The 12,929-nt window shown below is 44.8% G+C and carries 7 protein-coding genes; all 7 read right to left on the reverse strand.

Annotation, left to right across the window (positions count from 1 at the left end; all coding sequences use genetic code 11):
* Positions 1-32 precede the first annotated feature (32 nt).
* Positions 33-1,916, reverse strand: a complete 1,884-nt coding sequence (locus JGK16_RS08285; RefSeq protein WP_293181616.1) for a methyl-accepting chemotaxis protein — start codon at positions 1,914-1,916, stop codon at positions 33-35.
* Positions 1,917-1,987: 71 nt separating this feature from the next.
* The gene (locus JGK16_RS08290) at positions 1,988-3,778 is read right to left on the reverse strand and encodes a methyl-accepting chemotaxis protein (RefSeq protein WP_293202948.1); all 1,791 of its coding nucleotides are present in this window, start codon (positions 3,776-3,778) and stop codon (positions 1,988-1,990) included.
* Positions 3,779-4,062: 284 nt separating this feature from the next.
* Positions 4,063-5,523 (reverse strand): methyl-accepting chemotaxis protein, encoded by a 1,461-nt coding sequence (locus JGK16_RS08295; protein ID WP_293181620.1) that lies wholly within the window; start codon positions 5,521-5,523, stop codon positions 4,063-4,065.
* A 376-nt stretch (positions 5,524-5,899) separates the two neighbouring features.
* On the reverse strand, positions 5,900-7,018 hold the full coding sequence (locus JGK16_RS08300; RefSeq protein ID WP_293181622.1) for a chemotaxis protein CheW: 1,119 nt from the start codon (positions 7,016-7,018) through the stop codon (positions 5,900-5,902).
* A 248-nt stretch (positions 7,019-7,266) separates the two neighbouring features.
* The gene (locus JGK16_RS08305; RefSeq protein WP_293190203.1) at positions 7,267-8,943 is read right to left on the reverse strand and encodes a CheR family methyltransferase; all 1,677 of its coding nucleotides are present in this window, start codon (positions 8,941-8,943) and stop codon (positions 7,267-7,269) included.
* Positions 8,944-9,553: 610 nt separating this feature from the next.
* Positions 9,554-11,341, reverse strand: coding sequence for a R3H domain-containing nucleic acid-binding protein (locus JGK16_RS08310; protein ID WP_293181626.1), 1,788 nt, complete (start codon positions 11,339-11,341; stop codon positions 9,554-9,556).
* Between the two features lie 369 nt (positions 11,342-11,710).
* Positions 11,711-12,877 carry a circadian clock protein LdpA gene (ldpA, locus tag JGK16_RS08315; protein ID WP_293181628.1) on the reverse strand — a complete coding sequence of 389 codons (1,167 nt, stop codon included), beginning with the start codon at positions 12,875-12,877 and terminating at the stop codon, positions 11,711-11,713.
* Between the last annotated feature and the right edge of the window lie 52 nt (positions 12,878-12,929).

Consider the following 12,929-nt stretch of genomic DNA (forward strand, 5'->3'; position numbering starts at 1 on the left):
TCCGTTACACAATCCGTTGCCTAACTTCCTTCTTACACTATAGACTTAAGAGTTAAAGCAGCTTCATTAAGTTTTTGAGTGCCTACTTTGACTTGAGTAATGCCGCTGATAGTTTGAGATGCAGTGCGGTTGAGAGAGTTCATTTCATCACCTACTTGCCCGATCGCGATCGCCTGCTGTTTAATATTCAAAGAAATTTGTTGATTGCTAGCAAACACCAGATTGCAAGCTTCCCGAACCCCCGTAAAAGCTTCTGCTGTATCCTGCGCTGTTTTCACCCCTGCCGCGACTGTTTTGCGGCTTTCTTCCGTTGCTTTCACCGTCGAGTCGATCGCGCCCTTAATTTCTGGAATAATACCATTAATCTTTTGCGCGGCTTGTTGGCTTTCATCTGCTAATTTACGGATCTCGCTGGCTACCACCGCAAAACCTTTGCCATACTCACCAGCCCTGACAGCTTCCACAGCCGCGTTAAGAGCCAGCATATTTGTCTGAGTGGCTAAATCGCTAACTAAATTTGCCAAAGTCGAGATATTGCCAATCTGACTTGTGCTATCCCCCAGGCGCTGATTTTGCTGAGAAATTGCTGCCACAGCTTGTCTAAGACTCAGCATTTGATTGAGAGTTTCTTCAACTTTTTGAGTTCCTTCTTGCGCGAGGGTTAAAGCTTGGCGAGCGGCGACGGCAACAGCCTCAGCTTGCTCGGCTGTCTCCCGAGAAGATATGCCCAATTGTTCTAAGGTTGCAGTTGTTTCATTGACTGAGAGAAATTGCTGGCCGACGACTTGCTCTTGCTCATTCATATTAGATAATATTTGCATAGAGAATGACGATATTTGATAGATCAATCCTCGAATCAGCTTAATTAGTTGTCGCAGCACCAAAAATCCTAATCCCAGAACAGTACCCAGGGACAATACAGCAATAATAGTAGCTATTTTTTTAAGAACAAAAATAGAAGCAAACAGCGAATATTTAGGTGCTTGATTCACAATCACAATGAATTTGTTGTTGTTTTCTTTACTCAGAAAAACTGTATCATAGCTAATCACTCGATCGCCGAGGTCAATATTGCCTTTGCCACCAGAAAGTATTTGTGTCACTACCTCTGCCACATAATCTTTTTGGACATTTTCATTCGTTTTTGTTTCATAACCCCATTCTTTTTTAGAAGTGGGATGGTAGATGTAGCTACCATCTTGATTTAACATAAAACCTTTCTCTGAATTATCATGATTCATGTTTTTAACTATATCAATCAGATTCTTTCCCAAAGAATTGGCAATCAAAATGCCTTTTCTTTCTCCTTTGGTATTAAAAACAGGAGTGGCGTGACGAATGGTTGGCTTGTAAGGAATTTCTATTTTACCGCGCTCCTGATTGAGATTGAATTGAGACACATAAATTTCGCCCGGTTTTAGCTTCATAGTTAAGTAAAAGTAATCCCTATGAGCCTGATTTTGTAGTTCTGAAGTTGGAACTATTTTGAGCGTTTGGCCGTCAGAATTTACGCGCACGAGTTCGTTGCCATTCTCATCTATATAACGCAATTGCATATAAGATTGCTTAATTGCCATCATTGATGCAAATGTGATTTGCATTCGATCGACCCAATTTTGATAAGTTGAATTAGTTTCTTTGTCTGCTCCATTTCCATCTCTAGCTTTAATTATTCCTTGAAGAGCAGGAGATTTGCTGAAGAATAAAACATCGTAACTGATATTTTCTAGTTTGTTGACTATTTGCTCTCCGCTGGATGTGACACTTTCAGTAAGATTAGTTAAGGCTAAGGTTTGGAGTGCTGCTTCGGAAGAGGAAATTCCATACCAGCCAACAAGAGATACTGGAATCAAGGTACTTAAAATTAAAAGCAGTAGCAGTCGGTTTTGAATTTTTCTGAAAAATTTATTAATCATGGGGAGTGGCTAATTGCTAATTGGTAATCGATAATCGCTAATCAGTAATAAATAAATCTTACTTCCTTCAACTACACTGCTGATTTGAGATTTTGGGCTGCTTGGTTTAGTTGAACAATGCCGAGTTTGACTTGAGAAATACTGGCGGCAGTTTCTTGAGTGGCGAGGTGAAGAGAGTTGACGGATTCAACTACATCCTGAATGGCGATTGCCTGGTTTTTCGATGTGACGGAAATTTGTTTGCTGTTTGCAGCAATGCGATCGATCGCCCTGGCAACCCCAGCAAATGCGTCTGCGGTTTTTCGGGCAATTTTTACTCCATTTTCTACAGTTTTTGTGCCGTCATCCGTCACTGTTGCTGTCAAAGTAATAGCTTTCTGGATTTCTGCAACTAAAGCATTGATGTTGCTAGCAGATTCCTTGCTGCGATCGGCTAATTTGCGAATCTCGCTAGCAACAACAGCAAATCCTTTACCGCTTTCACCGGCTCTAACTGCTTCGACAGCAGCGTTAAGGGCGAGCATATTTGTTTGGTTGGCTAAATCGCTGACTAAACTGGATATATTGCCAATGCGATCGGTTTGCTCGCTCAAACGTAAAATTTGTTTTTGAATTGCTCCGACATTTTCTGTCAAAGTTGCCATTTCTTTCAAGGTATTGTCTACTGCTTGACTGCCTCCTGCTGCAAGTTTAAGAGCTTGGACTGCCCCAAAAGCGGCAGCTTCGGCTTCGGAGGCACAAGCTTTGCTTGATTCGCTCAATTCGTTCATTGTAGTCGCAGTGCGATCGACAGCATATAGCTGTTGGCTGGCGATGCGCTTCTGCTGTTCGATGGTGACAGCAATTTGCGACGAAGAAGAGGCGATCGCCCGTACAATGTGATTAACCGAGCGAGTAGTTCGACTAGCTAAAAAAATTGCGATCGCGCTAACAACAGCAGCAGTGCACCCAACTCCTGATATCAAAGTATACAGTAACTCTTGTTGGGGAGCAAATACATCTTTTGTATCGTTAGCAATAATCACGCTCCAGCCCAATTCTGGCATATTTTCTAAGGCTTCAATAGGAGCATAAGTAAGCAATTGCTTAGCTCCATCAATGCGATCGATATCTATGGCACTGTCAATTTTTTTGTTAGCTTGCATTTTGGCAAAAACACTAAAATCTGAGGCTGCATCTCTGCCGATCTGCTCAGCTTCTGTTGCCGAAAAAAACTTGCCATTGCCATCAATTAAATGGAATTCCTCTTTTTTTAATCCTTCAGAACTTCTGGTTAGCTTGTTTTGTGTTTCCTTAAAAGTCTGCTCTAAATAAGTTATGGGCGTGCGAGTCCTGATGACGGCGATAGTTTCGTTAGTATTGACATCCACAACCGGAGCCGCCGTAAAAATGGCATATTTGCCGTCTGTTGACTTTATAGGCTGCATAATTACAGCCTGATTAGTTTTTGTTACTTCCTGAAAATAGTCCCGCTTTCCCAAATCTACAATTTTTTCTCCACGGGATTGCAAAATAGTATTTCCCTTGAGATCGGCGACTGCAATGCTGTCGTAGCCTTCGTCTTCTTCTATATATTTATCTAACATGGCTTCCTTTTGAATGGTTGAAGTCGTTTGACTGACTCTGGGGTCGTTAAGTATGCTTAATCTTGCTAGTTGCTTGATATCTTGGTAGCGTTCTAACATAAAATTGCTGACTTCATTGGCAGTAGCGAGCGCCCGCGTTTCTTGATAATTAATTACATAGCTAGTGATACTTTGATTGGCTAAGAAAAAAGTTATTGCCCCAGTTAAAATTACGGGAATTGTTCCGAGGGCGATCGCAAAAACAATCGCTTTAATTCTTAAAGACATTTTTTTCATTGGTTTTTCATAATTATTAATGACTCATACCATTTGAGACTTGAGATTTTAGATGGGTGCATCTGGTTTTTGAAGAGGGCGAAGCATGACCGCATATAAGTTATTAGTTGTAATCCCATATTTTCTGCGGTCATGCTTCACCCCTACGGATATATTCGCCTTGCGTGAGATGCACCCTTTTAGATTTTAGATTGAATAATTGGGATTGACTAATGAGTATCGGGGCTGAGAATACAGACTTACTGTTTAATTTTGTTTTCAAACTATCAGAACTTATAACTATGCTAAACAACTGCTTTTAAATCTAAAGCAGCTTCATTCAATTTTTGAGTGCCAATTTTAGTTTGAGTGATACCGCAAGCTGTTTGTGCTGCTGCTTGGTTGAGAGAGTTCATCGCTTCCACCACTTGTTCGATCGCGATTGCTTGCTGTTTGGCATTCAGCGAAATTTGCTGAGAACTCAAAACTACGTTGTTAATTGCATCAGCTACTCCAGCAAATGCTGCGGCAGTTTCCTCCGCAATATTTACGCCAGATTCTACCGTTTTAGTTCCTTCGTCTGTCACCATGACTGTTGAGTTGATCGCGCGCTGAATATCGGCGACTAAGAGATTTATTTGTGCGGCAGATTTTTTACTGCGATCGGCAAGTTTGCGAATTTCTGACGCGACAACTCCGAACCCTTTGCCGTGTTCGCCGGCTCGCACTGCTTCGACAGCCGCATTTAGTGCTAACATATTAGTCTGATTTGCTAAGTCGCTAACTACGGTTGAGATATTGCCAATGCGATCGGTTTGCTCGCTCAACTGCATAATTTGTCCTTGCATATCCTGCACTTTTGTTTTCAGTATTGCCATTGCTTCTAAGGTTTGTTCCACAGCTTTTGTACCGCCACCAGCTAAAGTTAAAGCTTGCATTGCTTGACTTGCGGCAGTTTCTATCTGCTGTGAAGTCGCCCTAGAAGATGCACCCAATTCGTCCATTGTTGTAGTAGTTTCATTGACTGAAACTGCTTGCTGGCTTGCCATTCGTTCCTGTTCTTCAACTGTGGCGGCAATCTGGGCGGAGGAACTGGCGATCGAACTAATTGTGCGATCGATAGTTCGAGCAATTCCTGACGAAATCAGCCAAGCAACAGTGGCGCCAAGCAGCAGTAGCAGTATCGAACCAAACACCAGCGTCGATACCAAAAAGCTTAAAGATGCCTTCGTGATTTTAGTTTCTTGCTTAATAATCTTTAATTCTGTTTCCCGAAATTCCCGGTTCAATTCCACGAATTCATTCACAAATTTGGTATACTTGCCTGTATTAAATATAGCGAGGGCTTCGGCTGTCTGATTTTGCTGAAATAAGCGAACTATTTCGTTAGAACCATCATAATATTCTTTGACCAGATCCAACATTCTCCGCAAACGGGCTTTTTGTTCGGAATTTTCAACAATCGGCCCTAGATTGATCCCTGACTGGCGAGCCAAGTCTGCACCTGTTTTAAAATCGTTTAAGAACTGCTGATTTTTATTAATTAAATAGCCGCGCATTCCCCGTACCATTTGCTCCGTACCTACGGACATATTACTTGTTTCTCCGATCACATTTTCTACTCTTTCCACTTTTTTGAAAGTCTCAAAAACCTGACTCGTAGTAACGAGAACTAAGACTGGCAACCCTAAATAAATAGCTGCTGGCGCTAGATATCCGACGAGCATCTTGTTTCTAATATTTAGTTTTTTAATGGATAAAAACATATTTTTGCGTTAATTTAAGATAGCATTTGCGTTACTAAGGTTGCGATCCTGCGATAGTGGTTGGGAGTCCGGCGTTGGCAACGGAAATGGGTCAGCCACTTCTGGGACTGATGCCGTCCAGTGACAGTAGAAAATAGTATCATAGCAAATTCTGTTCTCTTACTCTCTTTTCTTTAGTTTCGGGTGGCGCTGACATCGTTTTTGCAGGTGCGATTCCGATTTGGCCTTCAACAGTTGACAGTTGACAGTTGACAGTTGACAGTTTGAGAGCGACCTCTACCTAGAAGGAAGAGGATTGGAGTAATGAATAGTCGGATTTTAGTTTCTCCCGATCGGGGAGAGGCTTTCAAACAATTCTTTATGGTAAAATCTTTCTTCAAACCTCCTCATCAACAGCAACTCCTCCTTTTGTTAATAGTTTCTGCAAGTTCAGAACAGCGATAAGTTTTTCCTCGTAAAAAGCGGTGCCTCGAAGATATTCGCGGTTGGCTGAATTTAGTGCAGCAGGAATAGTCGCAATTTCTGCCACATTTAAATGTATAATATCTAAGATTTCGTCAACGACTATACCGGCGACCAAATCTTCAATTTCAACAACGATCGCCTTTGAGAGAGATTTTGTGTCGCCTGACATATTTAAAACATTCCGAATGTCCACTAGGGTGAGAATCTCGCCCCGCAAATTCATGTTGCCAATAATGCGATCGGGAGTGCAAGGAATTGGAGTTACTTGGCGAATGTCAGTGAATTCGCGCACTACAGCTAGGTTAATACCAAAGTATTCGCTGTTTAAAACAACTACGGCGAGGGACATATCAATTGCTGCGGAATTTTCGCGATCGCCCTGCTGCCTCAAATTCTGGGCCCTATCTCGAAAAATCGCCTTTTCTTGGGCTGTAGCATTCGGACAAAAAACGTGAATTTTGGCCAAAACTTTAGTATCTTCCACTAACAATTTTGGCTCTATTTCTAACTGCAAATTGGCGGTTTCTAGGTTGCCGGATGCCGCTGACAGTCCTGCATCGCTTGCAGACACTGGGATTTGGGCTTCTGTTTTGTCGGGAGAATATCGAATTAGCCGATCGAGATCCAGCAGCATAATCATATCGGCCCCGCAGCGGGCAAATCCAGCTAAAAAATGATGGGGGGCTTCTGGGTTGTCTCGCCCGTAAGATAGCTGGGGAGTTATGGCATCTGCGGGGATCTGCTTAACTTCGTTAACTCGATCGACAATGATGACAAGTCGAATTTCTTGCCATTCTATGACGATCGCACTATCTGTGACAGAATAGTCCTGCCAAACGTACCCAAAACGGAGATTTAGATCCATCACGGGCAGAATGGATCCTCTAAGATCGATCGCCCCAACAATATCTTGAGGCGCTTCGGCGATCGGTGTCAACTCCGGGAGAAAGAAAATTTCTCTAACGCAGCCGACTTCTACGCCGCACAGCAAACCGTTATGTTCAAATATAAGATACGGCTTAGTTTCCATATTAATTCTGACAATTTATCTAGTAAGACTTGCAAAAAACACATGGTTTATGCGATCGGATTCGGTTGGGTGCATCTGGGTTTGTCAAATATGTTTGTAGGGGCGAAGCATGACCGTAGTCAATATAGGATTATAACTAATAACTTATATGCGGTCATGCTTCTTCAGGCTTCAAAATTGAGATGCACCCATTCGGTTTGGCAGCGACACACCCACAAAAAACCAGGTTTTTAGATTTTCCCAGTGCGTCAGTTTTTTTGGCTGTACAATTTTACCAATTTTTTTTGAACATCAATCAATACTTGACTCGCTGTCATTTTTCCCTGTTGCTCGATCGGAGTATTGGGCGGCAGTTGTTTGAGAATATCGCAAGATGACTTGTACATTTTAATAGCTATATTTAGCTTACCTTCTTTATGGTATATATTCCCGAATTCGAGATAAGCTGAAACAAAAGATGGGCAAAGATAAATAACTTTTCTTAAATATATTTTAGCGGTTTCCAAGTCGTCCTGTTCTTCAGCAATCTGAGCTTGCAAATAATAAGGAAATACTGACATAGTATCTAGCTTACTAGCTCGCTTGCAGTATTCTACCGCCTGAGAATACTGGCCTAAATTTGCATAAATTTGAGCGAGCAAATAATCAGCTTCAAAATTTTGAGATTGCAGGTGGAGCGCCTGTTTTGCTTTATCAATTGCCTCAAAATAAGCTTTATTTTTTAAACAAGCTTTTGCCTCTAATATAAGCATCTGAGGCGTTTTGCTATCAGCTTTTTCGGCTGCGATTTTTGGGGATAAACTAGATATCTTCTTGTTCGCCAGATCGCCCTCTAAATAGCGACTTCGCAGCATCTTTCCCAGCCCGGTACCTGCTGTTAACAGCGACAGCGACCCGACATCCCCAAAATTGCCGTTAGCAAAACTAGCTGGCACCGTTTCCCCTTTCCTCGGTAGCAACTGACCGCTATGGTCGCCCAATTCCAATTTATTTCCCGATTCCCCAAACGCCGATTTTGTTTTAGATTCTGGTACAATCAAAGACTTTTTTTTACCTGGTTCCTCCTCTAGGACATTCTTGGCTTGATAAACAACCGACTCCGGGAAACTCTTTGGTTGAAAATCGTTCATCACGTGACTGTGAATTTCAGCGTGACCAGTCATTAAATATCCTCCAGGTCTTAGCGTTTTGGCAAACTTTTTCAATACCTGTGAAATATACTGAGCTTCAAAATAAACAAAAACATTTCGGCATAATATCAAATCCATGTTATGAAGATCTGTGTAAATATTAGGAAAATTATCTGTCACTAAATTTACAGATCTAAAGCTGACAAATTGGCGCAAGTTCTTGTCTATTTCCCAATCGGTTTTCCGCTGAGAGAAATATCGATTTTGCAGTTCTGGGTCAACTAAGCGAAAAGACCAAGGGCTATAAATTCCTCGCTGGGCTTTTTCTATTGCTGCTTGATTGATATCAGTACCTAAAATTAAAATTTTCCATTTGTCCCAATCAGGAATTAGTTGTTTTAAAATAATAAGTAAAGAATAAGGTTCTTCACCAGTCGAGCAGCCAGCACTCCAGATTCGCAGTCTTGGCTTAATTCCCAATGTCTCGTGCAATTTTATTTTGCGTGCGATTAATTCCGGCAAAATCACTTTTTCTAGGAGCGAAAACTGTCCTTTGTCCCGCATGAAATAACTTTCGTTGGTTGTCAGCAGCAAGGTTAGTTCCTGCCATTCATTTTGACTTTCCGGACTCGAAGCGGCTAAGATTTGATAATATTTGTCGGGAAATGCTATTTTTAAAGCTTTCATTCGAGTCAAAATTTTTCGAGACAAACCCGATCGATCTTGCGGGCGAATTTGTAAACCCGTGTGAGCGGCAATTAATTCAATAAATAGCTGAATTTCTGCATCATTCATGTCAACTCTGGTAAATATAGCCTTTCTCAGAAAGATGAGGTACTATCGGGCATCGGGCATCGGGCATCGGGCATAGGGCATCGGGCATAGGGCATCGGGCATAGGGCATCGGGCATCGGGCATAGGGCATAGGGCATCGGGCATCGGGCATACCTCATTTTTTTGATAACCGCTTTATGTTTATTTATAATCTGTTATTATAGGGGGTTGGGAATTAGTCAGTAGTCATTAGTCATCAGTCATTAGTCATCATTGGGAATTGGAAATTGGGGGTTGGAAATTGGGAATTAGTCAGTAGTCATTAGTCATCATTGAGGGTTGGGAATTGGGGGTTGGAAATTGGGAATTAGCCCGATCGCACTTACACACAAAAATCACAGCAACGGAAATAATATCACGTGCGGTCGATATACCAGAAGATTCTGGTCTACGCAGTGTACCACGCTACCAGAATCATGGTTAATTGAGCCCGCTTGAGATCGAAGGCAGCAGGTAGAAAACAGACAGCAACATGAAAAAAATTCGGCCGTTTGCCTTCTACCTGCTGCCTTCAAGGGGTAAGGTGCGCCCCGCGCACCCTACATGATGCCGATTCTAGATATAGGGCTGTTCACGCTGGAAAAATCCGCAGGCGGCGGTTGGGTTCTTCCCCAAAACTGTGGGATTTCAGGTGATAGTGTTCCACAAGTTCGTGCTGCATTTTGCGGACATTGGGAGAACGGGGTAAGAGTTCCACCGGCTGTCCCTTGGGAATGACAATTTGCTCGACAGCCAAGCGGGTTTCTTCGAGAGCTTCGAGTTCGTCAGAAGTACCGCTGCGGGCGAATAAGGCGAGGTCTGCCACTTCCGGGGTGCCCGGGTCGTCCATGTCCAACAGGCGCCGCAAAGCTCTCGCTACGTGGGGAATAGTCCCAGCTTTGATTGTGTGCAGGGGAACTTGGCGAGTTTTGGCCAAGTGCCTCAATTTTGACTGGTTCCGCACGTTCGATCGCAAAGCCAACACCACGTCAGCACTTTCAATATCCTTAGTCAACTGCACCGGCAGGTTCAGGGTGGAAATCACCTGTTCGAGCTGGTGGCGAGCTATGCCGTAAGGATAAACGTGGAGGGGCAAATCTTCGCCGTTAGGGCCGACATTCTGGGAATAACGACCCCGTTGCTGCGGTACAGGTTCCACGGACAGGGATTCTTCGAGGAGTTGCTCGAAATACCGAGTCTCAGGAAGTACCGGCGCGCTGTTAGCAGCGGTAGCAGCAGCGAATTTCTCGTTTTGAGGGGGCATCGGCACCATTTTCCCGGCACTCCGCCACCCAGAAATCGGCGTGACGGGCCGCATTGCTGATACCGCAGCGGGGCCTGAGGCGGAAGCTGGCATCCCTGGAAACCGGACGGGGGGAGATGCTGACTCGCGCTCGATCGTGACTTCTCCGCTGTCGCTGACGCTTCTGATTTGCTGGTTCGGTTCGCGTCCCCGCAGCAGGCTGTCGATCGAATCTGAGACTCGTTCGTGGATTACCCAGCGCTGGCGTTCGAGCATTTCGATCGCAATTTCAAAAGTTGGCGGTGATTTGCGTTCCAAAACTGTCTTTTGAGAACCGCGGCGCCGGGCCTCGTCATCTCCCAGCGTCACCGCTTGGATGCCCCCGATTAAGTCGGCCAGAGTCGGATTTTTCATCAAGTTTTCGATCCGGTTCCCGTGGGCGGTACCGACCAATTGCACGCCCCTTTCCGCGATCGTCCGAGCGGCCAAAGCTTCTAATTCCGTGCCGATTTCGTCAATCACGATCACTTCCGGCATATGGTTTTCCACTGCTTCGATCATGACTTGGTGCTGGAGTTCGGGACGCGAAACTTGCATTCTGCGAGCTCTGCCGATCGCCGGATGCGGGATATCTCCATCTCCAGCAATTTCGTTGGAGGTGTCGATGATTACCACCCGTTTTTCCAAGTCATCGGCGAGGACGCGGGCGATTTCCCGCAAAGCCGTGGTTTTGCCAACTCCGGGGCGGCCGAGCATCAAAATTGATTGACCGGTTTCCACTAAATCGCGGATAATGCCGATCGTCCCGAACACAGCGCGGCCCACCCTCAAAGTCAAGCCGATAATCTCGCCGCTGCGGTTGCGAAGGGCGCTAATTCGGTGCAGGGTTTGCTCGATACCGGCTCGATTGTCGCCGCCGAAGCTGCCGACTCGATCGATACAATAGCTGAGGTCTGCTTTGGAAACTGGTGTTTGGGAAAGAGGTTCGGCCAAGGATGGAAAACGAGCTTCTGGTAGACGGCCCAAATCCATCACAACCTCAATGAGATTGTTGCGCTGCGGGTGCTGCTCTAAGGGCTGCCGGATCTCATCTGGCACGATGTCTAATAGTCTGCTGAGGTCGTCTGTAATCTGCATTCGCCTCGGTGTGTTCGGTTCAGTGGACAGTGGACAGTGGACAGTTGACAGTTGACAGTTGACAGTGGACAGTGGACAGTTGACAGTTGACAGTTGACAGTTGACAGTTCGTGGATTACGCGTGGGGTTATAAACCCGGTTTCTACGAGTTTTGCGAACAGGAACGAGAAATATAGTAAGAAACCGGGTTTCACCTGGGTGCAAGTGCGATCGCGAAATCGCAAACTACAGTTGTTAGCTATCAGTTTTCAGTTTTTTTGATTAACAACTAACAACTGACAACTAACAACTAAAAACTAACAACTAACAACTGACAACTGTCAACTAACAACTAACAACTAACAACTAACAACTGACAACTGTCAACTGTCAACTGTCAACTGTCAACTGACTTTTGATCTGGGAAACTAGAGAACGAGCTAAACTCACCGCCTCCGAGAGAAGTTCTGGGACGGCTTCGAGCTGAGTCAACCGAGGTGTTTGAACTTCGGCTGCGCCGCAAGGGACTGCTACCGGAACGGCAGAAGCTCGATCGGTCTGCATTGTTTCTAATTGTTCTAAAATTGGCGATAGCAAAACCCTGGCATAGCTGCCGTAAGCTACACCTGCAATGTATTGGACAGGAGGAACTGACAAATTTTTCCCGCCATCCAAAAGCAGTCCAGAGGCTCTCAGTTTGCTGACAGTGCGATCGTTAGTGCCGCCTGCAAGTTGCACGTATCCCGGCAACTGGGCAGCCAAAACTTTTTGACCGAGTTTGACCGCTGCTCTAGTAGTTCCTATTCCAATATCTCCACTCATCGGCCTACCATCGGTTTGCCAAATTAGGGGACAAGGCAGGGGGGAAATTATTTGATAGAGTGTCCGCAAATAATCAATCAAACCGTCTCCATCGGGGCAACTAATTGCTATTACTTTAAGTTGATCTACCCAGGGATCTATGCTCGACCAAAGTCTCGCAAAATCTGCCTCTCTGCCTACTTGCGTGTGGATTTCTAGGGCATCCGCACCGGATTGCAAGATTAAAGGTGCGATCGCGGCCGGAGCAGACACGTAAGAACGAGTGTAAATTAATTGGCTCGGGCAAACAGGCAGACAGCGACCGCAGCCATAGCACTGCTGGTCTATCACCCCGGAAAAACCACTACCAGCACTCTGAAAAACTATTGCGGAGGCTGGACATATTTTTTCGCAGGGCCGCCAGCAGTCCGCCGGACAATCGGCTGGGTTGAATTCGGCCTTGCGAAAATGCGGGTCTTCCCCATCGTTCAAACTCACCATCAGCCAGGGCAAACCTTTGCCGCCAAACCTGCGGTTTTGAGTTTTTGCCTGTAATTCGCTGGCAACTTGTAGGGCTTCTTTCGCTGCTGCGACGGCGGCGGGATCTGCCGCGACATCAATACAGTCAGCACCTGCCAAGGTGTAAGCCAATGTGAGATTCCGAACCGCCGGCAGGTGTTGAAAGCTCGCCCCACAGATCAGCTTGAACCAATGACCATCTTTTAATGAGTTTAGTGGATGATAATGTTCTGGCACCCTTATATGCTAATCCTTTCAGCTAAAAATTACTATGCGAACATTTTTATAA

Origin of the sequence: Microcoleus sp. PH2017_09_SFU_O_A (assembly GCF_020738625.1) — a bacterium.
Classification (GTDB): Bacteria; Cyanobacteriota; Cyanobacteriia; order Cyanobacteriales; family Microcoleaceae; genus Microcoleus.

Excerpts from the sequence above, each read along its gene's own strand:
- JGK16_RS08290 (WP_293202948.1), bottom strand. The coding sequence starts at position 3,778 with ATGAAAAAAATGTCTTTAAGAATTAAAGCGATTGTTTTTGCGATCGCC.
- JGK16_RS08310 (WP_293181626.1), bottom strand. The coding sequence starts at position 11,341 with ATGCAGATTACAGACGACCTCAGCAGACTATTAGACATCGTGCCAGAT.
- JGK16_RS08285 (WP_293181616.1), bottom strand. The coding sequence starts at position 1,916 with ATGATTAATAAATTTTTCAGAAAAATTCAAAACCGACTGCTACTGCTT.
- JGK16_RS08305 (WP_293190203.1), bottom strand. The coding sequence starts at position 8,943 with ATGAATGATGCAGAAATTCAGCTATTTATTGAATTAATTGCCGCTCAC.
- JGK16_RS08300 (WP_293181622.1), bottom strand. The coding sequence starts at position 7,018 with ATGGAAACTAAGCCGTATCTTATATTTGAACATAACGGTTTGCTGTGC.
- JGK16_RS08295 (WP_293181620.1), bottom strand. The coding sequence starts at position 5,523 with ATGTTTTTATCCATTAAAAAACTAAATATTAGAAACAAGATGCTCGTC.